The organism is Amycolatopsis minnesotensis (genome assembly GCF_039529815.1).
Lineage (GTDB): Bacteria > Actinomycetota > Actinomycetes > Mycobacteriales > Pseudonocardiaceae > Amycolatopsis > Amycolatopsis minnesotensis.
Genome location: NZ_BAAANN010000006.1, coordinates 269,508 through 294,643, shown reverse-complemented (window position 1 = coordinate 294,643; position 25,136 = coordinate 269,508). Strand labels below are relative to the sequence as shown.

Here is a 25,136-nt window from a genome sequence, read left to right as displayed (position 1 = left end):
CCCGCTTCTGGTGAACTCAATGAACACAAGGGTGACCGGGGTCATAACGGTGCCGATAGTGACTGCCAGCCCGCGCCGTGACGGCGCTCTCGTTTCCCGCTGGAGGCAGTGTTGCCGACATCCGCCGCATCCCCGGCCGCGCCACCGCGCCGAGACCGGATGCACCACCTGTACCTGGCCGTCGTGGCCGCCGTCGTGCTCGGCGTGCTCGTCGGGTTCTTCGCGCCGGGGTTCGCCAAGGAGCTCAAGCCGCTCGGCACCGCGTTCGTGAACCTGATCAAGATGATGATCTCGCCGATCATCTTCTGCACCATCGTGCTCGGCATCGGCTCGGTCGCGAAGGCGGCGAAGGTCGGGAAGGTCGGCCTGCTCGCGATCGGCTACTTCCTGGTGATGTCGACGTTCGCGCTCGCCATCGGGCTCGTCGTCGGCAACCTGCTGCACCCCGGCTCCGGCCTGCACCTCGACCCGGCCGCGGCGTCCAAAGTGCACGACCAGGCGAAGACCGAAGGCACCACGGACTTCCTGCTCGGCATCATCCCGGAGAGCATGGTCTCGGCGTTCACCGAAGGATCGGTGCTGCAGACACTCCTGATCGCGCTGCTGTCCGGGTTCGCGCTGCAGAAGCTCGGTGCGAAGGGGAAGCCGATCCTGCGCGGGGTCGAGCACATCCAGCGCCTGGTGTTCCGGATCCTGTCCATGATCATGTGGGCGGCACCGGTCGGCGCGTTCGGCGCCATCGCCGCCGTCGTCGGTGAGACCGGCTGGGGCGCGCTGAAGAGCCTCGCGGTGATCATGATCGGCTTCTACGCCACGTGCCTGCTGTTCGTGTTCATCGTGCTCGGGTCCGCGCTGTGGATCGGCGCACGGGTCAACATCCTGTCGCTGCTGCGCTACCTCGCCCGCGAATTCCTGCTGATCGTGTCCACCTCGTCGTCGGAGTCGGCCCTGCCGAGGCTCATCGCGAAGATGGAGCACCTCGGCGTTTCCAAGCCCGTCGTCGGCATCACCGTGCCCACCGGGTACTCGTTCAACCTCGACGGCACCGCGATCTACCTGACCATGGCGACGTTGTTCGTGGCGACCGCGCAGGGCAGCCCGCTCGGTCTCGGCGAGCAGATCTCGTTGCTGGTGTTCATGATCATCGCGTCGAAGGGCGCGGCGGGCGTGAGCGGCGCCGGGATCGCGACGCTCGCGGGCGGGCTGCAGTCCCACCGGCCCGACCTCGTCGACGGCGTCGGGTTCATCCTCGGCATCGACCGGTTCATGTCCGAGGCGCGCGCGGTGACGAACTTCGCGGGCAACGCCGTTGCGACCGTCCTCATCGGATCGTGGACGAAGGAGTTCGACGCCGACCGGGCGAACCGGGTGCTCACCGGCAAGGAACCGTTCTCCGAATCGAGCCTCCTCGACGACCTCCCGACAGCGGAGGACCCGAAGATCGGCAACGCCGCCGCGCCGAGCTGAGTCAGGCCCCGGCCAGGTGGCTCCGCAACCCCCTCAGCCCGCGCCGCATCATCAGCGCGTGGTTCGCGCGGAACACCGGCCGGGCCACCCGGTCGAGCTTGCGCAGCAACGGTTTGCGCGCCTCGACCTCCTGGGTGATCTCGAGGTGCGTTCCGTTCTTCGTGCGGGTCACCGAGCCCGCCAGGAACCCTTCGAGATCACCCGAGAGCCCGACGCGGAGGCGGCCGGCGTCGGAGTCTTCGACGTCGCGGTGCATGCGCAGCACGAGCCGGTACGGCAGGCTCGCACGGCAGACCAGTTCCGCGGTGTCGGCGTCCACCTGCCGCACGGACCGGACGTCGGACCACCAGCGCGGGTAGTGCTCGAGATCGACGACGGCGTCGAACACCGCGCGCGCCGGCGCGGCAAGCAGCCAGACCGAGCGGAAGCGATAAGTGCCGACCATGATTCGATAGTAGAAGGCCCGCTTCCCGGCCACCGGCACACGCTTGTCCGTGCCCGGCCGCTCTCGTACAGTGATCCCCGGTCCGCCGCACCTGCCCCACCGGGGGCTCGACCGAACCCGCACCGCCGCCGCCTTGTCCCACCGAGGAGGTTGGATGATGTCGAACCGAGCCGGGATCCTCGCGGCCGTGCTGGCCGCGGCCGGGCTGCTGGCCACCGCCCCTGCCGCGCTCGCCCAGGTCGGCTCCGGGAACTGGACGCCGGACAGCCCGTCGTTCAAGGTCCAGGAAAAGGGCTGCGGGAAGGTCAGCGACCTGACGTTCACCCTGAGCTGCTCGTCGGGCAGCGGCGAGCAGCGAGCCGAACGCCGGTACGAGACCTACGCCGGCGGCACGCACCAGTTCGAGGGCTACTTCAAGATCACCAGCCAGAGCGGCTCGCGGATCAGCCTGAAGCAGACCTTCCACGGCGACCAGGGGCCGTTCTTCCTGCTGGCGGTGGAAAAGGGCGGCCGGATGTACTCGGTCGAGGGCGGGCAGACGATCGGCGGCGGCGCGACCGTCGGCACCACGGTGCGCGTCAACACGATCAACCAGGTCGGCGGCACGCACAAGACCTACGTCAACGGGTCGCTGAAGCACACCACGTCCAGCCCCGGTGGCGATTTCTACGACAAGCTCGGCGCCTACCGGACCGCGAGCGGGGCCGGGCCGATCACGGTGACCTGGAGCAAGATCCGGTTCTGGCACCAGTGATCCGGCAGGCACTGGCCGCGGCGCTGGTGCTCGCCGGAGTGGCGGGCTGCGCCGCGCGGCACGCCGCCACCCCCGCGCCGGAAGGGCTCACCGCGACCCTCGACTCCCCCGTCGACATCACCCTGCACTGGCCGGACGACGCACCGGGCGCGGCGGGGCGGATGGTCGAGTTCGCGACCCAGCCCGGCGGGCCGTACACGACGCTCGGCTTCCTGCCGCCGCACCAGACCAGCTACCGCCATCCCGAGCTGCTGCCGGAAACCCCGTTCTACTACCGGGTCCGGCCGTACTACGGCGGCACGAGCGGCGAAGTGAGCGTCGCCGTGCCCGCGGACGCCCCGGACCTGACCGCGTCCGACCCGCAGTGGCCGAACCCCCGCGCCGTCGCACACCCCGGGGTGACCACCGCCGCGCTGCGCGACGACCCGCCTGCCGCCGCGCCGTCCGGCCTCGCGGCGAAGGTGATGACGGCGGACGGGATCCGCTTCACCTGGACCGACCACGCCACCGACGAGGACGGGTTCCTGCTGGAGGGGAAACCCGAGGGCGCGCCGGAATTCACCCCGGTGGAGGTGCTCGACCGCGACATCGGCTCGTGCGGCCTGGCCACCTTGCCGCGGGAACGCTCCGCCGCGTTCCGGGTCAGGGCGTTCCGCTACGGCGCACTGTCCACTGTGGCCTATCAACGCACGGGAAGGGCACCGGGTTAGCGTCCTGCCGTCCCTGCTCATCGCACCACGCACCGCCGAGACCCACGTCAGCCACATCATGACCAAACTCGGCGTCGACACCCGAACCCGCGTCGCCGCCTGGATCATGACCCGCGGCACTTGATCGGCTGCTGCGCGGAAACCGGGCGGCGAGATGACTGGCCTCGCCTCGCGGTACCGCGCTGCCGCTGCCCGGCGGGGTTTCCACCGGGCAGCGGCGATCTCAGGCGAGTACTTCCTTGAGGAACTGGCCGGTGTAGCTCTCGTCGATCGCGGCCACGTCTTCCGGCGTGCCCTCGGCGACCACGGTGCCCCCGCCGGAACCACCTTCCGGCCCCATGTCGACGATCCAGTCGGACGTCTTGATCACGTCGAGGTTGTGCTCGATCACGATCACCGTGTTCCCCTTGTCCACCAGCCCGTTGATCACGCCGAGGAGCTTGCGGATGTCCTCGAAGTGCAGGCCCGTGGTCGGTTCGTCGAGCACGTAGACGGTCTTGCCGGTGGACCGCTTCTGCAGCTCGCTCGCGAGCTTCACGCGCTGCGCCTCACCACCGGAGAGCGTCGGCGCCGGCTGGCCGAGCCGCACGTACCCGAGCCCGACGTCGACCAGCGTCTGCAGGTGCCGGTGGATCGCCTTGATCGGCTCGAAGAACTCCGCGGCCTCCTCGATCGGCATGTCCAGCACCTCGGACACCGTCTTGCCCTTGTAGTGCACTTCGAGCGTCTCGCGGTTGTAGCGGGCGCCCTTGCACACCTCGCACGGCACGTACACGTCCGGCAGGAAGTTCATCTCGATCTTGATCGTGCCGTCACCGGCGCACGCCTCGCAGCGCCCGCCCTTGACGTTGAACGAGAACCGGCCCTGCTGGTAACCGCGGACCTTCGCCTCGGTGGTGGAGGCGAACAGCTTGCGCACGTGGTCCCAGACACCGGTGTAGGTGGCCGGGTTGGAGCGCGGGGTGCGGCCGATCGGCGACTGGTCGACGCGGACGAGCTTGTCCACGTGATCGAGGCCCTTGACCCTGGTGTGCCTGCCCGGCACCTGGCGGGCGCCGTTGAGCTTGTTGCCCAGCACCGTCGCCAGGATGTCGTTGACCAGGGTGGACTTACCGGAGCCGGACACGCCGGTGACCGAGACGAGGCAGCCGAGCGGGAACGCGACATCGACCCCGCGCAGGTTGTGCTCGCGCGCGCCGACCACGGTGAGCTGGCGCTTGCGGTCCACCGGCCGCCGGAGCGCGGGCACGTCGATGACCTCGCGGCCGGACAGGAACGCGCCGGTGAGCGAGCCCTTAGCGCGGAGCAGCTTCTTGTACGGTCCACTGTGGACGATGTGGCCGCCGTGCTCGCCCGCGCCGGGGCCGATGTCGACGACCCAGTCGCTCGACCGGATGGTGTCCTCGTCGTGCTCGACCACGATGAGCGTGTTGCCGAGGTCGCGCAGCCTGGTCAGGGTCTCGATGAGGCGGTGGTTGTCGCGCTGGTGCAACCCGATCGACGGCTCGTCGAGGACGTACAGGACACCGACCAGCCCGGAGCCGATCTGGGTGGCGAGCCGGATCCGCTGGGCCTCGCCGCCGGACAGCGTGCCGGAGGCGCGGTCGAGCGAGAGGTAGGTCAGGCCGACGTCGAGCAGGAAGCGCAGCCGCGCCTGGATCTCCTTGAGCACCGCGCCCGCGATCATCGACTGGCGCTTGTTCAGCTTCAGCTCGTCCAGGAACTCCGAGGCCTCCGCGATGGACAGCGCGCACACCTCGGCGATCGACCGGTCACCGCGGGTTTCGTGTTCGAGGGTGACGGCGAGGATCTCCGGCTTGAGCCTGCTGCCCTGGCAAGTGGGGCACGGCACCTCGCGCATGTAGCCCTCGTACCGCTCGCGCATGTACTCGGAGTCGGTCTGCTCCTGGCGCCGTTCCAGGAACGGGATCACGCCCTCGAACGCGGCGTAGTACGAGCGCTGGCGGCCGTACCGGTTGCGGTAGCGGACGTGGACCTGGTCGGCGACGCCGTGCAGCACCGCCTTCTGTGCCTTCGCGGGCAGGCGGCGCCACGGCGTGTCCATCCGGAACCCGATGGTCTCGGACAGCGATTCGAGCAGCCGCTGGAAGTACTCGGCGCTCTGCCCGCCGGACCACGGCGCGATGGCCCCCTCTTCGAGGGACAGCTCGTCGTCCGGCACCACCAGCTCGGGGTCGACCTCCTTGCGCACGCCGATGCCCGTGCAGTCGGGACAGGCGCCGTACGGGGAGTTGAACGAGAACGAGCGCGGTTCGAGGTCCTCGATGGCGAGCGGGTGCCCGTTGGGGCACGCCAGGTTCTCGGAGAAGCCCCTGACCCGGTGCGGGTCGTTCTCTGGCAGGTCGACGAAGTCGAGCTCGACCAGCCCGTCGGCGAGGCGCAGCGCGGTCTCCACCGAGTCGGTGAGCCGCTGCTTCGAGCTGGACTTGACCGCGAGCCGGTCGATCACCACGGAGATCTGGTGCTTCTCCTGCTTCTTCAGCTTCGGCGGATCGGTCAGCGAGTGGACGGCGCCGTCCACCATGGCGCGCGCGTAGCCCTGCTGCTGCAGGTTCGAGAAGAGGTCGAGGTACTCGCCCTTGCGGCCGCGGACGACCGGCGCGAGCACCTGGAACCGGGTGCCCTCGTCCATGTCGAGCACCTGGTCGACGATCTGCTGCGGGGTCTGCTTGCTGATCCGCTCACCGCACTTCGGGCAGTGCGCGACGCCTGCCCGCGCGTAGAGCAGGCGGAGGTAGTCGTAGACCTCCGTGATGGTGCCGACCGTGGAGCGCGGGTTGCGCGAGGTCGACTTCTGGTCGATCGACACCGCGGGCGAGAGGCCCTCGATGAAGTCGACGTCGGGTTTGTCCATCTGACCGAGGAACTGGCGCGCGTAGGCCGAAAGCGACTCGACGTAACGGCGCTGCCCCTCGGCGAAGATCGTGTCGAAGGCGAGGCTCGACTTGCCCGAGCCGGACAGACCGGTGAACACGATCAGGCTGTCCCGCGGCAGGTCGATGTCGACCCCGCGGAGGTTGTGTTCACGTGCGCCGCGAACGACGAGGCGATCAGCCACGGATGTGTCCCTTCCCTGGAAAACGATGGCCTGGGTCGTGGGGTGCCAGGTCCTCGCGCCGTGCCCGGCGACCTACGCGACAGGCCCTGTCCATGCTAGGACGACCCACCGACAGAAATCGGCGGTGACGCTGCCGGTGCTTGTTTTCGCAGGTCATCGGGTGGCGACTCCTGGACGGTGGGTGCACGGCCGGGCGACCGGCCGTGTTCGCTGGCACCGTGTGCGACCCCCCGGTCACCGCGGCGCGAGAGCACGGGCGCCGGGGGTTCGTCGGTGCAGCAAGTAAACGCCGTGCGGTATTCCCATCGAACACCGGGTCGATTGATACATCTCGGCGCCACCCTTTCGGGTTACCCCCGGACTTCCCCTCGCGCGCGCCGAGGTGGCCACTGACGGTGGGGCCGCGAATCGCTAGGGTGGCGGACGTGAACGTCGCAGACGAATACACCGGGCATGTCGAACCGGGCGGCGACGCCGCCCGCCGCACCCTGGACGCGGTGACCATCACCAAGCTGTCGGTCGGGTCGATGGACAACAACGCGTACCTGCTGGTGTGCCGAGAGGAGAACGAGGGCCTCCTCATCGACGCCGCCGCGGACCCCGACCGCATCTCGGACCTGATCGGTCACGGCCCGGACCGCCCGGCGCTGCGCACCGTCGTCACCACCCACCAGCACCCCGACCACTGGCAGGCGCTCGGCGCCGTCGCGGGCGCGAACGGCGCCAACACCGCCGCGCACCCCCTCGACGCCGGCCCGCTGCCGGTGCCGCCGGACTTCCTCGTCGAACAGGGCGACACCCTGTCCTTCGGCCGGTGCACCCTGGAGGTCATCCACCTGCGCGGGCACACCCCCGGCTCGATCGCGCTGCTCTACCGCGACCCGAACGGCCACGCACACCTGTTCACCGGCGACTCGCTGTTCCCGGGCGGAATCGGGCGGACCACTTCGCCGGAGGACTTCTCTTCGTTGATCGACGATGTCTCGTCGCGGATCTTCGACACGCTCGCGGACGACACCTGGTTCTACCCCGGTCATGGCGACGACTCCACCCTCGGTGCCGAACGGCCCAAGCTCCCGGAATGGCGCGAACGCGGCTGGTGATCTTGAAACTGGGCTGCCCGGCAATGTGGCAGCCCAGTTCCGTTTATTCAGGAGACGGCTCCGAGGCCGACATACCCATTCCTTTCTCCGATCATGGTCTTCACCGGTGCCTCTTCGTCGGGTGTGCGAGACAACCAGCTTCTCCGACCCGGCTCTGTCTTGATCAGCACTTCTAGCTGGTCAAAGATCAGGTTTGCAGAAAGCGAGCAGATCGACTACGGCCGGCACGAACACCTACCGGCCTCCACAGCCTGAATCTGTCCCGAAGCCCGCGCGCCGCAGCCGCGAGCCATTCTTCATCGCCCCCGGAGCAGTTTCCGCCGCCGCACTCGCGGCCGTTCGAGGGAGGCAAGTCATCGCGATCACTGAACTGCGCCGCACTCCCGACGAGAACACGAACGTCCTGGCGCGCTGTGGAAGAACGCAGACGAGATCGACGGTCTTGCCGTCCTGGCCGTTCAAGGTGCGCCCATCAGGCCAGAGATGGACCGTCCAGACGACCACTGATCGTGCTGGTGAGGCGGCCGCGGCGAGGCACGCCGCCGAACGCCACCACGCCTTCACCCGGCGAGGTCGCGGGCCTGCTCCACGGGGAAGCGAGACTGCCCCGCGTCAAGCGCGGCCCGGCCGGTGCTCCGGCTCGGTCGTCGAGGTGAGTGCACATCGCGGACCTCGACGCAGTCACGAATCGGCCGGAGAAAGGGCTCGATGAGAATCAGTTCCACGCCCGCATCGGCGAGGGGCGTGAGCAGGCGGTCGTATCCTGCCGCGTAGCCCTCGGTCGAGTGTTTGCCAGCCGACATCGTCGATGCCGACGAGGATCGGCACCACGTCGGGGTGCGCGTCGGGCACGTCCCCCTGCCATCGGGCTTCCAGGTCCAGCACCTTGTCGCCTCCCGCCGCCTTCCCCGGCGGAGGGTGATCGTCATGCGCGCTCCGGGAAATCGGCGGCCTTCCGGGCGCGGAGCATCGCCCATCCGGCGAGTACCGCGGAGACGACCGTGAGCACGAGACCGGCATACGTGACCGCCTCCCGGAACTCCGCGGCCTGCCCGGCACTCCAGTCCGGCGTGGTGATGCCGCCGCCGGTGAACAGCGCCGCGATGATGGTTCCGGTGACCGCGATACCGGTGCCGGACGTGATCTCGCTGGCGGTGTCGAGAAGCGCCGTCCCGATCGAGGTCCGGTTCTTCGGCAGGCCGCGGAGCACGTTGACGACGGCGACGACACCCGCGACGCGCAGCCCGGCGGCGACGAGCGCGAGTGCGATCGCGACCCAGACGTACCCGAAACGGCCCAGGAAACCGTAGAAGGCGAGGCCGAACACGATCGCCGAGGCGCCGAGCCACGCGGCCCGGTCGAACCCGACGCGTTCCACGAACGGATTGACGAACGGGCCGGTCGCGAGCATGACGACGACCTGCGGCAGCATTCCGAGCGCCGCGAGCACGGGTGGCCATCCCCACTCCAGCTGGAGCTGCAGCGTCACCAGGTAGCCGAGGCCGGCGGTCGCCAGCCCGGCGGCCGCTTTGTACGCCAGGCCGCTGGACACGAGCGGGCGGGTGACGAGGCCCAGGTCGAGCAGCGGGAAACGGGTCGAACGCTCGCGCAGGACGAACAGGACCGCCCCGATCACGGCCGCCACGGCGGCCGTCCACGGCGCCCACGTACCGGCACCCTCGTTCACGAAGAGCGTCGGGACGACGAGAGCGAGCACGATCGTCGCCGTGCCCAGCACCGCCCCGGGGACGTCCACCGGATCGCGGTGGAGTTCTTCCGCGGTGTCCGCGGCGATCCCGAACCGCACGCCGATGATGGCGAGTACGGCGATCGGCACGTTCACCAGGAGCAGGACCTGCCAGTGCGTGACCGCGAGCACGAAACCGCCCACCGTCGGGCCGATCGCGAGCCCGATCATGCCGACGCTCGAAATGAGCGTCATCGCACGGATGCGCGGGCCCTCCTGGTCGAAGAGCCGGTAGGCCAGCGCCATCGATCCCGGAGCCGTCACGGCCGCCGCGAGGCCCATCACCGCCCGGACGACGATCAGTTCTCCCGCGGTGGTGACAAAGGCGGTCGCCAAGCTCGCGAGACCGAGCAGCACCAGCCCGGCGAGCATGAGCCGCCGACGGCCGACCCGGTCGGCGACCGCGCCGAACACCAGCATCAGACCGCCGAACACCACCGAGTACGCACCCGTGACCCACTGCAGCGCGGTGGTCGACGCCCGCAGCTCGGTTCCGATCGTCGGCAGCGCGACGTTCAGGACCGAGTTGTCGAGCATCTCGACGAGGAAGACCGCGGACAGGCCTGCCAGTGCCACCCAGGCATCCCGCAACCTCCGGGGCGCTCCCACCTCTGACGAACGTTGTTCTATGTTCACGAACTCAGTTCTACGTGTGGAACGTTGTTCGTGTCAAGGTAGAATCGCTCCCATGTCAGCCGACCCGAAACAGCGCCGCGCTGCCCGGCACGCCCAGCCCCCGGCCCGTTCGGCGCCGCAGCCGAGCCGGAAAGCGCCGATCACCGTCGCCAGGATCACCGACGCGGCACTCGAGGTCGTCGCCACCGAGGGCTACGACGCTCTGACGATGCGCAGTGTCGCCGGCGCGCTCGGCACCGGGCCCGCGTCGCTCTACGCCCACGTGGTCAACAAGGCCGACCTCGACGAGCTGCTCATCGGGCGGCTGTGCAGCGAGCTCGTACTGCCCGAGCCCGACCCCGCGGCCTGGCGGGAGCAGATCCGCGGGGTGTGCACGCAGATCCGCGACCAGTACCTGAAATACCCCGGAATCTCCCGCGCCGCGCTCGCCATGGCCCCGACCGACCTGGAAATCATGCGCGTCAGCGAAGGGATGCTGGCGATCCTGCTCGCCGGTGACGTCGCCCCGCAGGCCGCCACCTGGGGTATCGACGCGCTCATGCTGTACGTCGCCGCCTACTGCCTGGAGACGTCGATCGCCCACCAGCGAGCGGCACGGGACGACGTCGCCTGGGTCGTCGATCGCGACGAACTGCTCCACCGGCTCACCGCGCTGCCCGCCGCGTCCTTCCCCTGCACCATCCGCCACGCCACCGAGCTCACCGCCGGGGAGGGTCACGACCGGTTCGACTTCACCCTCGCCCTGATGGTCGACGGCCTCGCACACCGATGAGGCGGACACCGGGCGGATCGGCACTCGCGGCTCCGGTGGACACGCCCTCGTGCGCGGACGAGCATCGTGCGCATCCGCTACAGGCAGGAGGACCGCATGCGCGCGACACGCGTCGTGGCCAACCTTCGGGTGGCCGACATCGAGGCGGCGAAGGGCTTCTACACCGGATTCCTCGGGCTGAGCACCGAGGAGTTCAACATGGGCTGGGTGGCCCGGTACACCTCCCCCGAAACAGGGGCGAACCTCCAGCTCGTCACCCGTGATGCGACCGCGCCAGAGGACTCGGTCATTTCCGTCCACACGGACGACATCGAGGGCGCCTACGAAGAAGCGCGGGAACTCGGCTACGAGATCGTGCACCCGATCACCACGGAAGCCTGGGGCCCGCGCCGGTTCTTCGTCAGGGCCCCGGACGGCACCGTGCTCAACGTCGTGAACCACCAGGACTGAACCACCTACCTGACGGCTCGGCTGGCCAGCTCGTCGAATTCGCGGTCCGGCAGGGACCTGTTGAGCTCCAGCAGTTTTTCGGCGAGATGGCCGACGGCGTACCGGGTTTCCGGCTCGGCCGCTTCGACGGCCCGCAGTACGGCTTCGGCGACGATAGCCGGATCGGAGGCCTCGCTCAGCCCGGTCTCGCCGCCGCGCGCCATCGCCTCGGCCATGTCCCGGTAGGCGCCGTGGCCGGAGAACTCCCGTAGCTGCGCGGCCGTCTGGTCCTCGAACGCGGTCTTGATGATGCCGGGCTGGATGATCACGACGTCGATGCCGAACGGCGCGACCTCCATCCGGAGCGTGTCGGACAGGGCTTCCAGCGCGTGCTTCGACGCGTAATACCAGGCGCCCAGCGGCAGTGCGATCTCCCCGCCGATCGACGAGACGTTGACGATCGTGCCGGACCGCTGTGCCCGCATCGAGGGCAGGACGAGCTGGGCCAGCCTGGCCGGGGCGATGACGTTGACCTCGAACTGGTCGCGTGCCCGCGCCAGCGGCACGTCTTCGACGGCGCCGTGGAGAACCGTTCCGGCGTTGTTGACCAGTACGTCGACCCGCCCCTGCTCGCCGAGCACGGTGGCGACCACCCGGTCGAGATCGTCGCCGTTCCTCGCATCCATCTCCAGCGGGTGGCCGCCCGCGGCGCGGATCGCGTCCATTTTGGACACGCGGCGCGCGGCCCCGTACACGGTGTGGCCCGCATCGAGCAGTTCGAGTGCGGTCGCCAAGCCGATCCCGGCCGAGGCGCCGGTGACGAGACAGACCTTCATCGCTTCATTCCCTTCGACTTCGTTCACAACATGGGAAAGATTAAGGTCGCTTCTTGACGCACAACAAGCTGAGTTTTAGGTTTTCCCAGATACAAGTCATCAAATCGATGCAATGACCTTGTCACTTAATGCATCGCTCGACAGGGCGGGGACAACGGATGCCAGGCGAGCGCCTGACCTTCGAAGAGCGTCGTCGCGTGGCCGCGGGGCTGTCGGCGGGGCTGAGCTACGCCGAGATCGGCCGACGGCTCGGCAGACCCAAGTCGACGGTCATCCGCGAGGTCGCGCGCAACGGCGGGGCGCACGGCTACCGCGCCACCCGTGCCCAGCAGGCGACCGACTGGCGGGCACATCGCCGGAAGCCCGCTCGTCCCGTCGGCGACCCGGCCACGGCTCCGGACGACGCACCGAAGGCACGGCACGAGTTCGAGGACGGGTTCGCGGAGATGATGACCCGAACCGGGGTCCCCGCGATGATGGCCAAGGTGCTCGCCTGCCTTTTCACCACCGAAACCGGCAGCCTCACCGCTGGCGAACTCGTGGCCCGGCTGCGGGTCAGCCCGGCGTCGGTGTCCAAGGCGGTCGGCTGGCTCGAATCGCGCGGCCTGATCAGCCGCGAACGCGAGGGCAGGCGGGAGCGCTACCTCATCGACGACGACGTGTCGTACCGGGCGTGGCTGGTCAGCATCCGGTCGATGGCGAAGTGGGCCGAGTTCGCCCAACGCGGCGTCGACCTGTTCGGGCCCGCCACTCCCGCCGGCGCGCGGTTGAGCACCACCAGCGAGTTCTTCCGGCACCTCGGGCTCGACATGATCCAGGCGGCGGAGCACTGGCGGCAGACCCTGTCCGCACGCCACGACTGATCGGTGACCTCAGACGCCGAGCTGCTGCCGGATCAGGGTGTCGAGCCGATGCCATGCCGGTGACGAGGCGTTGACCGCCCCTTGGATCAGCGCCGGGATCGCGGAAGCGGCGCCGTAGCCGGGAAGGTCGCCGGTTCCGTAGCGGTCGCGGGTGGCGTCGACGATCCGGCGGGCGAGGGCGTCGATGCGGCGGTCGCCGGGATCGAGGTCGTGCGCCCGGTCGTAGTCGAGGGCGATCTCGCGCAGCCTCGGCTCGGCCACGATCTGGGCCTGGTCGCGGAACACCGTGATCGCGGTATCGGGATGGGTGGCGAACACGAGGATCCACAAGTCGTGCTGAAGCGCCACCCAACGGTCGCTGAACCCGAGCCGGGACAGGTGCTCGAGGATGCTCCTATAGAGGTCAAAAGCGAGGTGCCCTGAAGGCGCCCTTGAGGGAATCTGATGCCGCGAAGGGCCCCTTCAGGGCATCAGCATCACCATGCCGCCCGCCGTGAGGGACGAGATCGCGGCGTCAGATTCCCTCAAGGCGCCCTTCACAGCATGCACTGGGACTTCGCCACTCACGTCTCATTCCCATCTCCGCGCTGGCGCCCCAAAAAAGGGCCTTCATAGGCGTGAATGCCACGGATGCGGCCTCCACGGACCCACTCTGCTCCGGGCGCATGCCCCGAAGGGGCCCATGAGGGAATCTGACGCCGCGAAGGGCCCCTTCAGGGCATCAGCATCACCATGCCGCCCGCCGTGAGGGACGAGATCGCGGCGTCAGATTCCCCGAAGGCGACCTTCACGGACCAAGCCCCCGGGCGGCTCCGCGCTTCCGCCACCCACCTCACCAGAATCAACGCGCACACATCATCACTGTGGCTTTCGACCTCCGCCGGCAGCGTCGGCAGATGCCCGTCGGCGAGCTGCCGAAGGCGCTTCCGGGTCGCCCGCAGGCCATGGATGCGCCGGGAGAGATCGGTGTCGAGCTGGTGGAGTGCCTGCCGGAACTCGGCATCGGCGGCGGACCCGAGACCCCGGATGCGGGCCAGCGGCACACCGGCCTCGGCCAGCGTCCGGATCTTGATCAGCTCGATCGCCTGACCGGCCCCGTACCGCCGGTAGCCGGAGGCGTCGCGCTCCGGTTCGGCGAGCAGCCCCTTGTCGTGGTAGACGCGGATCGTCTTGGTCGACACCCCGACGTACCTGGCGAGCTGGCCGATGGTGAGCACCCGGCCATGATCGCACTTGACCTTGCCCTTGGGGCAAGGTCGCAGCATGGGGTCATGACTGCGAACTTCAGCCGGGAGACCCTGCGCGCGCTGGCCGACGAGGGCAACGAGACCGCTCTGGACCGCCTGGCCGACCTCGCCGACGCCCGCGCCGATCTCGACGAGCTGAACGAATTGCTGGACGAGGGATGCCTCCGTGCCGGTCACCTGCTCACCCGGCGCGCGGTCGCGGCGGAAGATCTGCTTGAGCTGCACCGGATTTCGGACGCCGGCTGCGAGGAAGCGGGCGAGGAATTGGCACGGCTGCTGGCGGAACAGGAGTGAACCGGTCACCGGCGCCCCGTCCTGGTGGTGGCCAGCTGTGCCCGTGAGGTGACGGCGAGCTTGCGGTAGATCCTGGTCAGCATGGCCTCGACCGTCTTGACGCTGAGGTGCAGCCGGTCGGCGGCCTGCCGGTTGCTGATCCCGCGCGCGACGAGGTCGGCGAGGCGTTCCTCGGCCGGGGTCAGTGCCGTGGGGCCGGTCGAGCCGCCGTCGCCGCCGATCGCGATGAGCGCGAGCCGCTGCCACGGCTGGGCGCCTGCCGCCGCGAACAGCTCCGTGGCCGTGGCCACCGCGGCGCGAGCGGCGGCCCAGCGGCGCTGGCGACGGCGGGCTCTGGCAATGGCGAGCAGGGTGCGGCCCCGTTCGACCGGCTGGCCGTCGAAGCGCTCGGCGACGTCGGCGAGGAGATCGGCGGCGGCGCCGATCTCGCCGGTGGCGGACAGGCAGGACGCCCGCGCGCGGTCGAGCGCGGCGAGCACGGTCTGGCAGCGGGTGGTCGCCGCGGTGTCGTCGATCAGGGCCAGTGCGTCGTCGACCTGCCCGGTGGCCGCCAGCGCTTCGGCGCAGTCGCCGTGCCACCGCAACAGGGACGGGTTACGGGCTCCGTGCGCGCTCTCGATGTTCCGGACCGCGCGCAACGCGGTGAGGGCGCGTTCGGACCGGCCGGTGACCAGGTCCACCAGCCCCACCACGTGCAGGTTGCGCGACAGGTAGATCGCGTCGTGCTCGTGCCGGGACGCCCGCGCCCCCCGATCGGCGTAGTCGCGGGCGTGGGCGAAGCTGCCGCCGTGCAGTTCCGCGACCGCGGCCGTGTACCAGCTCGGCCCGGGAGAAAGCTCGAGGCCGGTGGTGACGGCCAGTGCCCGGTTCGCGGACACGATCGCGTCGGCGCAGCGGCCGGCACGGGCCTGGACCTCGGCCAGTGACCGGGTGACCTCCACGAGATCGGTGGCACCGGCGCGTTCGGCTTCGGGCAGCAAGGCCACCAGCATCGACTCGGCGTCGGTCAGCCGGTCCTCGAAGAAGGCGTGCCGCGCGGCCAGGAACCGGGCCGAGTCGTGCAGGTCCCGCGTGGCACCGTCGTCCATGGCGAGCGCGGCGGCGAGCGATCGGGGGTAGCACGGGTCGCACAGCGTCCATTCGATCCTGGCCCGCATGGTCAGTGCCGTCATCTCCACCGAGCGGGCGCCGGACTCGGCGGCCAGCACCGCCGCCCTGGCGGCATGGTCCCTGGCCAGTTCGGGATCGCCGTCGGCGAGGTTCGCCTTGACGGCGTCGCGCACCATGACCGCGGCACGCAGCGCGGGATCATCGCCGGCGGCGTCCGCGGCCGCGGCGAGCAGCTCCGCACAGTCCTCAATGGACTGTCCAGCGGCGTCGACCATCGCCAGCCGCACCCGCACCGCCGCCGACGGCTCGTGCTCGGCGGCGAGCACCGCGCTCGCGGCGTTCGCGGCGAGTTCGCGATTCCCCGCCCTGCCGGCGTATTCGGCGGCGGCGACCATCCGATCGACCCGCACTCGCGCCATGCCCGGGGGTGTGCGGTCCGCGGCCAGCATCGCGAGCTCCGCCGCGCAGGCGCGGTCGTGGCGGCGGCGGCTGAGTTCGGCCGCGGCGGCCGCCTCCTCCGCCAGCGCCGCCGACGGTTCTTCGGTGGCCAGCGCCCGGTGCCGTGCCTGCTCGACCGGGTCATCGTCGACGTCGGCGAGCCTGGCGTGGCAGGCGGCGACCGCCTCCCAGCCCGCTCGTTCCCGCAGGGCGAGCGGCACGATGCCCGCGGTGAACACCACCTCGTCCGTGCCGGGCCGAACCAGCCCCGCCGCCGCGGCCACCGCCAGGTCCGCGTCCGCGCGATCGCGTCCCGCACGCCGCACCAGGCGCGCCGTCGGCCTGGTGGCCAGTGCGGCCGTCAGCAACGTCTGCCGCACTTCGTCGTCCACGCGCGCGAGCCACCGCCTGGCACGCGCGGGCACGGCATCGGGCGCGGCCGCGAGATCGCACGCGAGCCGGGGGAAGCCGCCGCTGAGCCGGTGAATGCGGGTGACCTGCCGTGGCGAAAGCTCACCGGCGCCGAGCAGGCACGCCGTTTCCTCCGCGTCGAAGACCGGCACTTCGACGACCTCCGCGTCCTCGCCCAGCTCGCCCGCGTCGTCGGCCCCGGCACCGGCGAGTGCCACCCGCAGCCGTGGCATCCGCCGCGCCAGGAAGGACAGCACCGCCGCGCTGTCGAGGTCGAGCATGGCGGCGTCGTCGACCACGATCGTGACCGGTTCCACGGCACTGAGCAGGGCCAGCAGCGCCAACCGGACCGCGAGCGGGTCGATGCCGCCCGCCGGTGGCTCGGTCGTCCGCAGCAGGGCCGCGACCGCCGCCGCCTGCGCGGGAGGCAGCCGGTCCACGTGCTCGCGCACGGCCAGCACCACCTCGGCGATCCCGGCCAGGGGCAGTTCGCGTTCGGCGGGCGCGGGGGCGAGCCACACGACACGGGCCGCGCCCCGCTCGGTCGCGCGGCGCAGCGCCGTCGTCTTGCCCGCTCCCGGGAATCCGGTCACGACGACCCGGCCGCGCTCGTCCAGCGCGGCGGCCACGGCCGCTTCGACGGCGTGCCGGTCGACGATCCGTGCGGTCAACCGCATCACCTCCTGCACGGGCAGCTTCCACAGTGGACCACCTGGTGACTCGGCACAGCCAGTGACGATCGTCGGGAATGCACGGCCTGGCCGCGAATGCGGCAAGGGGTTTCCCCATTGCTCCAAGCCGTGCCCGCGCTGGATCGAGCCAGGCGACGCAAGGGGTTCCCCCGATGCGGCACCGGCACACCGCGGCTCACTCTCGGAACCCGATCCACCGGGCTTCTCCCACGCACGAACCCGTTCTCCCGAAAGGAAACCCAGGTGAACACCAACCCCCTTGGCCGTCGTCGAGTGCCGCTCGCCGCTCTCGCCGCGGCTTGCGCCTTCACCGTTTTCACGCCGCCAGCGACCGCCGCGCCGGACCGTCCCGCCGATGCGTCCACGGCCGAAGTCACCGGCGTGGCCACCAGCCTCGGCATCAGCCTCGACGCGGCGCGCACGCGGTTGCGGCAGCAGGCCGGCGCCCACCGGGTGGCGCGCGCACTGCCTCGCGCGGTGACCGAGCGGCTCGCCGGGACGTGGTTCGACCCGGCATCGGGCAAGCTCGCCGTCGCCGTCACGGACCAGGCGGCAGCCGACGAAGCGCGGGCCGCGGGCGCGCAACCGAAACTGGTCGCCCGCGGCCGAGCCGAGCTGCACCGGCTCGTCGCCGAGGTGCGCGCGGCGGCCGGTGGCGGGATACCGGGGTTGAACAGCTACGGGGCCGATCCGGTCAGCAACACCGTCAACGTCAGCGTCAACCGCACCAAGGCGAACGGGGACACCGACCGCTTCCTGAGCAGGATCCGGGCGCTGCCGGGGGTCACCGTCACCGAGTCGGCTTCCTCGCCCCGCCAGCAGAGCGGCACGATCCGAACCGGCAACCCGTGGTGGCCCGGCTCGGAAACGAACTGCTCGGTCGGGTTCAGCGTCACCGACCCGGCGGGCGGCAAGGCGTTCCTCACCGCCGGGCACTGCACCAACGACGCGAACCAGGCCGCCTACGGCGCCAGCGGCAGGCAGAACCGGATCGGCACGTCCAACGCCGGCGGGACCCACAGCGTCAACGCCCGCGAAGGCGACATGGGCCTGGTCTCGGTGACGCAGCCGGGCTGGAACCTCAGCGCCGAGGTGAACACCTGGGGCGGGGCCGCGGTGACCGTCACCGGATCGACGGACGCCGTGGTCGGCGACCAGGTGTGCCACTCCGGCAACACCTCCCACTGGCGGTGCGGCACCGTCACCTACGTCAACCAGACCGTCGACTACGGCGGCGGCCTCGTCATCGAAGGCCTGACCTACACCGACGCCTGTTCGCTCGGCGGCGACTCCGGGGGCGGCTGGCTGGTCAACAGCAAGGCGACCGGCCTGCACGACGGCGGCCCGTCGCGGTGCGTCGACAATCCCGGCAAGGACGACCAGTCCATCTTCCAGCCCGTCACCGAGGCGCTCGCGAAGTGGAACCTCACCCTCACCACAGGCACGGCGTAGCAAGGTTTCCCGCTGGGCGCGCGTGGCGGATCCCCCGCCACGCGCGCCCTGATCGTCGCGAATGGAGGAAGCTGGCGAAATGGACGTGAACGAGGTGCTCGACGAGGTGCTTGCCGCCGCCAAGCACCACAGTGGACAGAGCGGCGGCGGGGAACTCGCGCCGTACCTTCGCGAGGCGGTCGGCTACGACCCGGACTCGATCGGTATCGCGCTGGCCACCGTCGACGGCGACGTGCACGGCGCGGGAGCGTGGCGGGACCGGTTCTCCATCCAAAGCGTGTCGAAGGTGTTCACCCTCGCGCTCGCACTGTCCACATCGGACCAGGTGTGGCGGCAGGTCGGCCGGGAACCCTCCGGGGACCCGTTCAACTCGTTCGTGCTGCTGGAATACGAGAACGGGGTGCCGCGCAACCCGTTCATCAACGCGGGCGCGCTCGCCGTGACCGACCACCTGCTCAGCACGCTCGGCGAAAGCAGCGGCCCGGTACTCGACCTGCTCCGCGCGGAAAGCACCAGCGCGGAGGTCGCCGTCGACCCCGCGATCACCTCGGTCGAACAACGCCACCGGCACCGCGCGGCGGCCCTCGCGCACGTGATGGCCGAGTACGGCACCCTCCGCCAGGACGTCGACCTCGTGCTCGACCACTACTTCCGGCAGTGCGCGATCACCATGGACTGCGCCGAGCTCGCGCTGGCCGGACTGGTGTTCGCGAGGCACGGTGCCCGCCGGGACGGCTCGCGGCTGCTCACCGCGAGCCAGAGCAAGCAGGTCAACGCGCTCCTGCTCACCTGCGGCACCTACGACGCCGCTGGCGAGTTCGCCTACCGCGTCGGCCTCCCGGCCAAGAGCGGCGTGAGCGGTGCCATCCTCGCGGTCGTGCCGCAACGCTGCACCGTCTGCGTGTGGAGCCCGCGCCTGGACGCCAAGGGAAACTCCGTCGCGGGCACGGCCGCGCTCGAAGCCTTCACCTCGTTGACCGGCTGGTCCGTCTTCTGACCCGACCTGGCGCCTGAATGGTCTTTTCAGGCGACAAAAGGGCGAACCGATTGCCGAAGCGGAACCCGGCGGGAACGATCGGCCCCGGACTCGGGGAGGGGTCACGATCATGAAAAACCCACCACGCCACAAGGACGGCACTTTTGCGCCCTACAAGACCAAAGCAGGAGCCGCCGTCACCGCGGCCGCCACGGCCGGTGTGGTCGCGTTCGGCGGCGGCGGCGCGGCCTCGGTCGGGTCGAGCGCGGAATCCGGCGCCGAATCGGTCAATTCGGTGGGGAGATCGCTGGGAAAGGATCTCGCGCGCAAGGGACTGCGCCGCGAAGCGCTGAAGAAACTGGGCTTCAAGATCGTCAAAGAAGCGGTGAAGACCGAATTGCGGTGCGCGACCGCCTCGTTCGGGCGAGTTCAGCAGTTCTTCCTGACACATCCGTGCCGGAAACTCGATCGTCAGGTCATCGCCGTCGGCGACGGTGCCGGGAACACCGTCGCGGTGTCGATCGCCTGGGTGCGCATGCACTCCGAGGAAGAAATGACCCGGCTCAAAGACGTCATCGACGAGCACGGCTCCGGCGACATCGCACCACTCGGCGGGGCCGTGCTCGGGGTCGCCGGGCTGAAGTTCACCGGCGAGCACTACGACTCGCGCCCCGAGGACTCGCTGCTCGTGATCGCGGAAACCGAAGCCGTGGGCGGACATCCGAGCGATCGGCAGCTCGACGACGCGGCTCACGTGGCGAGCTTGTTCCCGCCGCTGTGACGCGGTTCAGCGCAGGGTTTCCCGGAGCACGCGCCGGTGGGTCGGCTTCGCCGTGCGGAACCGGGTCCAGCCGGCCTCGGTGAGGGTGACGAAGACCCCGCGCCGGTCCACATCGCACATCGCGCGCTCGACGAGGCCCTCGCGCTCCATCCTGGCGACGAGCCGTGACGTGGCGCTCTGGCTCAGGTGCACGGCGTCGGTGAGGTCGGCGGCGCGGCACTGGTGATCGCACCCGGCCAGTGCTTCGAGCGCTTCGAACTCGCTGACGCCGAGCCCGTGCTCGTCCTGCAAAGCGCACTCGAGGGCGTTGAAAACGGCAGCGTGCCGTGCGAGGAGCAGGTGCCACTCCTCCACCAGGCTCAGCTCGGCGACGTCGCTCACGTCGGCCACCATAACATGCACGCGAATCTGATGCCACTGCATTTTATGCGTTGTCATTAGATGCGTGTGCATGTAGCGTACGGGCCCATGAGCACTTCCGCGCACTTGTCCACCTCTTCAACCCGGTGGGACGCCCGCCTCTGGGGCGTCCTGCTCACCGTGTCCACCGTTGTCGGCCTCGACGCGCTCGACGTGTCGATGGTCGGGGTCGCGCTCCCCGCTATCCGGTCCGACCTCGGCCTTTCCACCAGTGCCCTGCAATGGGTCGTCAGCGGCTACGTGCTCGGCTACGGCGGACTCCTGCTCCTCGGCGGGCGCACCGCCGACCTGCTCGGCCGCCGTCGCGTCTTCCTCGTCGCGGTCGGCGTGTTCGCGGCCGCCTCGCTGCTCGGCGGCGTCGTCGACGACGGCGCGCTGCTGATCGCCAGCCGGTTCATCAAGGGGCTCGCCGCGGCGTTCACCGCACCGGCGGCGCTGTCCATCATCACCACGACCTTCCAGGAAGGTCCCGCCCGCAACCGGGCGATCAGCATCTTCGCGGTCTTCGGGGCCAGCGGGTACTCCGCGGGCCTGGTCTTCTCCGGGCTGCTGACCGAGGTCGGCTGGCGCTGGACGTTCCTGCTGCCGGTGCCGATCGCGCTCGCCGCGCTGGCGTCGGCGATCAAGCTGATCCCCAGCTACGACCGGGACGACTCAGGCGCGGGCTACGACATCCCCGGCGCGATCACCGGCGCGGTGGGCTCGCTGCTGCTGGTCTTCGGCGTCGTCGAAGCGCCGCAGGTCGGCTGGGCAGCGCCGCGCACGCTCATCACCTTCGCCGTCGCGCTCGCGCTGCTCGCCGCGTTCATCGTGATCGAGAAGCGGAGCAGCCACCCGTTGCTGCGCCTCGGCATCCTGCGCTCGGGCCCGCTGGCGAGGGCCAACCTCGGCGGGGCGCTGTTCTTCGGCGCCTACATCGGATTCCAGTTCGTGGTGATGCTGTACCTGCAGTCGGTGCTCGGCTGGAGCGCGCTGCAGACCGCGCTCGGCTTCCTGCCCGCGGCGGCGATCGTCGCGTTCGGCTCACCCAGGATCGAGCCGCTGATCGACCGGATCGGCACGCCCCGCACGATCTTCGCCGGCGTGGTCGCCCACGTGCTCGGCTACGCGCTGTTCCTCCGCGTCGACGAGCACTCGGGCTACGCGGGCTCGGTCCTGCCGAGCATGATCCTGCTGGGCATCGGGTTCACCCTCGCGTTCTCCTCGCTCAACATCCAGGCGACCGCGGGCATCTCCGACGACGAACAGGGTCTCGCCGGCGGCCTGCTCAACACCTCGCTGCAGGTCGGCGGCGCGATCGGGCTCGCCGTGGTGACCGCGGTGCTCACCGCCAACGGCGGCAGCGAAGCGTCGGCCGGCGCGCTGCTCACCGGGCTGACGCCCGCGTTGAGCGTGGTCACCGGGATCGCGGTGCTCGGCCTGCTGGTCGCGCTGTCCGGCGTCGTCCGGCTCCGGGGAGCCGAAGAGCCGTCGGCCGAGCCCGAACTCGCGCTGGCCGCGAAGTAACCGAACGCGCCTGCCTGCCGTTCTCGGGGGGACGGCAGGCGGGCGCGTCCTGGCATCCGGGTGACTACCCTTCGCGCAGGCCCTTGCTTACGGTGGTTACGTATCGCCACGATTCACGAGGGGGCCGGGTGGGGATCAGCGCACACGCCAGGCGGCAGGCCGAACGGCAGGCGGGCGAACTCGTCGCCGCGCGCCTGCCGGATCTCGGGGCGCCGCGGCGCAGGGTGCTCACCGCACTGGTCGCGCGCACGATCGAAAGCTGGCACGTGTTCGTCCGCGACGACCTGCCTGCGCCGGGCACCGCGGACGCCTATCTGATCGGCCCCGGCGGGGTTTTCGCGATCACGGCCGGCGCGCTCGACGACGCGGCCGCGCGGGCGGCGATCCGGCACGCGGAAGACCGGTTCGCCGGTCTTCCCGGGCTGCACGGCCAGGTCGTCTCCGGCAGCGCCGTGCACTTCGTGATCGTCGGCGGTGAAGCAGCCGGCCACTGGCAGGTCCCGGAAGCCGAGCTGGGCAAGCTGTTCCGCCGGGACGCGCTGCACCTGGACCGGCGACGGGTGCGGGCCATCGTGGACGGCGTGGACGGCGTGGCCGGGCGCCTGCGCGGGTACGCACCGTTCGCGGTCGCCCCACCGCGGGACACCACGGTGTCCGAGGGCCTGCTCGACGCGGAAACGCTGACGGAGAACGAGGTCGAGGCCGCCCAGCACCGCCCGTTCGACGCCTGGCTGACCCTCCTGCACCCGCAGCAGCGCGCCGTGGTCACCCGCAGGTACAACGGCCCGGCGCGGATCAGCGGACCGGCCGGGACCGGCAAGACGGTGGTCGCGCTGCACCGATTGCGGCACCTCGCGCGGACGACGACGGGGCCGCTGCTGTTCACCACCTTCGTCCGGACCCTCCCGCTGGTGCACCGGGCCACCTTCGAGCGGCTGGCCCCGGAGATGACCGGGCGGGCCGAATTCACCAACCTGCACGCGTGGGCGCGGGCGTTCCTCGCGAGCAGGGGCCGCGCGGTCGAGGTCGACAACGGACCGGTGAGGACCGCGCTGAGCAAGGCGTGGCGCGCGCACCGCGACGAACTGGGCGCCATCGAACCCTCGAACCAGTACTGGGAAACCGAAATCGACCGCGTGCTGAAGGGCAGGGGGATCACCACCTTCGACGAGTACGCCCGCGTGTACCGGAAGGGCCGCCGCATCAACCTGAACGCGCGGCAGAAGGCGATGGTGTGGCGCTACTTCGAGACCTACCAGGAAAACCTCGCCGACAAGGAGTTGCACGACCACAACGACCTGCTCGCCATCGCGCTCGGCGAACTGGTGCGGGAGCCGCCGGAGAAGCCCTATGCCGCGGTCGTGGTGGACGAGGTGCAGGACATCACGCTCATCGGCCTGCGGCTGTTGCGCCAGCTCGCCGGGGACGGGCCGAACCGGCTGCTGCTGGTCGGCGACGGGCAGCAGCAGGTCTACCCCGGTGGCTGGCGGCTGTCCGACGCGGGCATCCCGATCCAGGGCCGCGGCGAGGTGCTGCGGCTGAACTACCGCAACCGCGTCGAAGTGCTCACCTTCGCGCAGCGGTTCGACGCGATGAACCACGTCGACGATCTCGACGGCGCGGCCGGTGTCGCGCTGCGGGACGCCGAACCCGCCAGCGAAGGCGGCGAGGTGCGCTCGTGGCGAGGTACCGCCGCCGACCTCCCCGCCGCCCTGCTGTCCGAAGTGGACAAGCTACCGGTGCCGAGGGGTGAGGCCGCGGTCATCGCCTTCCACCACCGGGACGTCCAGCGCTGCACCGAAATCCTGCGCAAGGCGAAGATCGAGACGCGCTCGCTCGACCACTTCTCCGGCGAGTCCGACGACCGGCTGAAGATCGGCACCGTGCACCGCGCCAAGGGGCTCGACTTCCGCGCCGTGCTAGTGGTCCAGACCACCGACCCCGAACACGGGGACGGTGACGCGGGCCGGGAGCGGCGCGAACTGCACGACCGCCAGCACCTCGTCGCCGCCACGCGCGCGCGGGACTTCGTGTGGTGGGGACTCGTCGGGAATACCGCGGGCTGAACCGGGGTTGCCGCGTTCATGGGCGGATTTTGGGGCAGGCGCGCGGCCGACGGCCTGATGCCGCTCGACGACGCGCTCGGCGCGCTGGGCGGGGACGGCGTGCTGGGACGCCAGTTCGCCGAGGTCCCGCTCTCGCAGATCGTCGGGACCTCCGCGCGCGCCGGCGACTTCGACGCCGAGTTCAACCTGGTCAACCGCCACCTCCGGGGCCGGTGGCAGGGCGTCGCGAGTGTGCTGGACCGGGGTGCCGAGCCGCCGGTCGACCTCGTACGGCTCGGTGAGCTGTACTTCGTCGTGGACGGCCACCACCGGGTGTCGGTGGCGCGGGCGCGGGGGTGGCCGGTCGTGCCCGCGCAGGTGGTGCACATCTGCACCATCGCTTACGCCATGGGCTGCCTCCGGCTGGCGCACCTGCCGAGCAAGGCGGCCGAGCGCCGGTTCCTCGACCGCGTGCCGCTGCCCAACGACGTGCGCGCGAACCTCTGGCTCGACAGGCCCGCGGACTGGTCCAGGCTCGCCGACGCGGCCGAATCGTGGGCGTTCCGGCGTTCTCTCGACGGAAGGCCCTTCACCGACCGCGAAGAGCTGGCCGGCGTCTGGTGGCAGGAGGAGGTGCTGCCGGTGATCACGCGCCTGCGGGACGCCGGGAAGTGCGTCGATCTCCGTGACGTCGAAACGTACGCCGTCGCGCTCGCCACAAGGGACCACCACGGCTGGCACGCCTGGCCGGAGGACCTCCCGGAGCACCTTGGCGGCAAGGCGAAGCGACCCCGCAGACTCACCTAGATCACCCTCGGCGCATCCGCGCACCATCCGGCCACGGAAACGCTTCGCGGCGGAGCCGTCACGGAGCCAACCGGGAGTACGGCGGCTGGGCCGGTAGGGCGAATCAGGCCCTCTCG

Annotated in this window: 22 protein-coding genes; 14 read left to right on the top strand and 8 right to left on the bottom strand. The window is 70.4% G+C overall.

Going from position 1 to position 25,136, the window contains the following annotated elements:
- The first annotated feature begins 159 nt into the window (after positions 1–159).
- A complete protein-coding gene (locus ABD256_RS10360; RefSeq protein ID WP_344416105.1) occupies positions 160–1,467 on the top strand; it encodes a cation:dicarboxylate symporter family transporter in 1,308 nt (435 codons plus the stop codon).
- A 1-nt stretch (position 1,468) separates the two neighbouring features.
- Here ABD256_RS10360 and ABD256_RS10355 read toward each other — a convergent pair whose 3' ends face one another.
- Positions 1,469–1,912, bottom strand: coding sequence for an SRPBCC family protein (locus ABD256_RS10355; RefSeq protein WP_344416103.1), 444 nt, complete (start codon positions 1,910–1,912; stop codon positions 1,469–1,471).
- A 154-nt stretch (positions 1,913–2,066) separates the two neighbouring features.
- Between ABD256_RS10355 and ABD256_RS10350 the strand changes: the two genes are divergently transcribed.
- Entirely contained in the window at positions 2,067–2,666 is a 600-nt protein-coding gene (locus ABD256_RS10350) for a hypothetical protein (protein WP_344416101.1), read from the top strand.
- Positions 2,663–3,376 (top strand): fibronectin type III domain-containing protein, encoded by a 714-nt coding sequence (locus ABD256_RS10345; RefSeq protein WP_344416099.1) that lies wholly within the window; start codon positions 2,663–2,665, stop codon positions 3,374–3,376. Before ABD256_RS10350 ends, ABD256_RS10345 begins: the two co-directional genes overlap by 4 nt.
- A gap of 223 nt (positions 3,377–3,599) precedes the next feature.
- Here the strand turns inward: ABD256_RS10345 and uvrA are convergent, their stop codons facing one another.
- On the bottom strand, positions 3,600–6,455 hold the full coding sequence (uvrA, locus tag ABD256_RS10340; protein ID WP_344416097.1) for an excinuclease ABC subunit UvrA: 2,856 nt from the start codon (positions 6,453–6,455) through the stop codon (positions 3,600–3,602).
- 425 nt (positions 6,456–6,880) lie between these two features.
- Between uvrA and ABD256_RS10335 the strand changes: the two genes are divergently transcribed.
- Complete coding sequence (locus tag ABD256_RS10335; protein WP_344416095.1) at positions 6,881–7,558, top strand: MBL fold metallo-hydrolase; 678 nt, start codon at positions 6,881–6,883, stop codon at positions 7,556–7,558.
- Positions 7,559–8,483: 925 nt separating this feature from the next.
- Here ABD256_RS10335 and ABD256_RS10330 read toward each other — a convergent pair.
- Positions 8,484–9,881: an MFS transporter gene (locus tag ABD256_RS10330; protein ID WP_344416093.1), complete on the bottom strand. Its 1,398-nt coding sequence runs from the start codon at positions 9,879–9,881 to the stop codon at positions 8,484–8,486.
- 112 nt (positions 9,882–9,993) lie between these two features.
- Between ABD256_RS10330 and ABD256_RS10325 the strand changes: the two genes are divergently transcribed.
- Together ABD256_RS10325 and ABD256_RS10320 are read left to right on the top strand one after the other, a co-directional pair.
- Complete coding sequence (locus ABD256_RS10325; RefSeq protein WP_344416091.1) at positions 9,994–10,713, top strand: TetR/AcrR family transcriptional regulator; 720 nt, start codon at positions 9,994–9,996, stop codon at positions 10,711–10,713.
- A 96-nt stretch (positions 10,714–10,809) separates the two neighbouring features.
- Entirely contained in the window at positions 10,810–11,163 is a 354-nt protein-coding gene (locus ABD256_RS10320) for a VOC family protein (protein ID WP_344416089.1), read from the top strand.
- 5 nt (positions 11,164–11,168) lie between these two features.
- Here ABD256_RS10320 and ABD256_RS10315 read toward each other — a convergent pair whose 3' ends face one another.
- Positions 11,169–11,978 carry an oxidoreductase gene (locus ABD256_RS10315; RefSeq protein WP_344416086.1) on the bottom strand — a complete coding sequence of 270 codons (810 nt, stop codon included), beginning with the start codon at positions 11,976–11,978 and terminating at the stop codon, positions 11,169–11,171.
- A gap of 158 nt (positions 11,979–12,136) precedes the next feature.
- On the opposite strand from ABD256_RS10315, the gene ABD256_RS10310 reads away from it, so the two are divergent.
- Positions 12,137–12,841: a helix-turn-helix domain-containing protein gene (locus tag ABD256_RS10310; protein WP_344416084.1), complete on the top strand. Its 705-nt coding sequence runs from the start codon at positions 12,137–12,139 to the stop codon at positions 12,839–12,841.
- A gap of 9 nt (positions 12,842–12,850) precedes the next feature.
- On the opposite strand, the gene ABD256_RS10305 is transcribed toward ABD256_RS10310, so the two are convergent.
- Together ABD256_RS10305 and ABD256_RS10300 are read right to left on the bottom strand one after the other, a co-directional pair.
- Positions 12,851–13,189 (bottom strand): hypothetical protein, encoded by a 339-nt coding sequence (locus tag ABD256_RS10305; protein ID WP_344416082.1) that lies wholly within the window; start codon positions 13,187–13,189, stop codon positions 12,851–12,853.
- A 365-nt stretch (positions 13,190–13,554) separates the two neighbouring features.
- Complete coding sequence (locus tag ABD256_RS10300; protein ID WP_344416080.1) at positions 13,555–14,058, bottom strand: MerR family transcriptional regulator; 504 nt, start codon at positions 14,056–14,058, stop codon at positions 13,555–13,557.
- A 54-nt stretch (positions 14,059–14,112) separates the two neighbouring features.
- On the opposite strand from ABD256_RS10300, the gene ABD256_RS10295 reads away from it, so the two are divergent.
- On the top strand, positions 14,113–14,382 hold the full coding sequence (locus ABD256_RS10295; RefSeq protein ID WP_344416078.1) for a hypothetical protein: 270 nt from the start codon (positions 14,113–14,115) through the stop codon (positions 14,380–14,382).
- Between the two features lie 5 nt (positions 14,383–14,387).
- On the opposite strand, the gene ABD256_RS10290 is transcribed toward ABD256_RS10295, so the two are convergent.
- Positions 14,388–17,012, bottom strand: coding sequence for a helix-turn-helix transcriptional regulator (locus ABD256_RS10290; protein WP_344416076.1), 2,625 nt, complete (start codon positions 17,010–17,012; stop codon positions 14,388–14,390).
- 264 nt (positions 17,013–17,276) lie between these two features.
- Between ABD256_RS10290 and ABD256_RS10285 the strand changes: the two genes are divergently transcribed.
- The 3 genes from ABD256_RS10285 to ABD256_RS10275 all read left to right on the top strand — a co-directional run bounded on the left by ABD256_RS10285 (position 17,277) and on the right by ABD256_RS10275 (position 20,242).
- Entirely contained in the window at positions 17,277–18,485 is a 1,209-nt protein-coding gene (locus ABD256_RS10285) for a S1 family peptidase (RefSeq protein ID WP_344416074.1), read from the top strand.
- Between the two features lie 79 nt (positions 18,486–18,564).
- Positions 18,565–19,482 (top strand): glutaminase, encoded by a 918-nt coding sequence (locus ABD256_RS10280; RefSeq protein WP_344416072.1) that lies wholly within the window; start codon positions 18,565–18,567, stop codon positions 19,480–19,482.
- 109 nt (positions 19,483–19,591) lie between these two features.
- Positions 19,592–20,242 (top strand): hypothetical protein, encoded by a 651-nt coding sequence (locus ABD256_RS10275; protein ID WP_344416070.1) that lies wholly within the window; start codon positions 19,592–19,594, stop codon positions 20,240–20,242.
- 6 nt (positions 20,243–20,248) lie between these two features.
- Here ABD256_RS10275 and ABD256_RS10270 read toward each other — a convergent pair whose 3' ends face one another.
- On the bottom strand, positions 20,249–20,623 hold the full coding sequence (locus tag ABD256_RS10270; protein ID WP_344416068.1) for a MarR family winged helix-turn-helix transcriptional regulator: 375 nt from the start codon (positions 20,621–20,623) through the stop codon (positions 20,249–20,251).
- 87 nt (positions 20,624–20,710) lie between these two features.
- On the opposite strand from ABD256_RS10270, the gene ABD256_RS10265 reads away from it, so the two are divergent.
- The 3 genes from ABD256_RS10265 to ABD256_RS10255 all read left to right on the top strand — a co-directional run bounded on the left by ABD256_RS10265 (position 20,711) and on the right by ABD256_RS10255 (position 25,020).
- A complete protein-coding gene (locus ABD256_RS10265) occupies positions 20,711–22,168 on the top strand; it encodes an MFS transporter (protein WP_344416066.1) in 1,458 nt (485 codons plus the stop codon).
- Positions 22,169–22,296: 128 nt separating this feature from the next.
- Positions 22,297–24,234, top strand: a complete 1,938-nt coding sequence (locus ABD256_RS10260) for a UvrD-helicase domain-containing protein (protein ID WP_344416064.1) — start codon at positions 22,297–22,299, stop codon at positions 24,232–24,234.
- An 18-nt stretch (positions 24,235–24,252) separates the two neighbouring features.
- Positions 24,253–25,020 carry a hypothetical protein gene (locus ABD256_RS10255; RefSeq protein WP_344416062.1) on the top strand — a complete coding sequence of 256 codons (768 nt, stop codon included), beginning with the start codon at positions 24,253–24,255 and terminating at the stop codon, positions 25,018–25,020.
- The last annotated feature ends 116 nt before the right edge of the window (positions 25,021–25,136 follow it).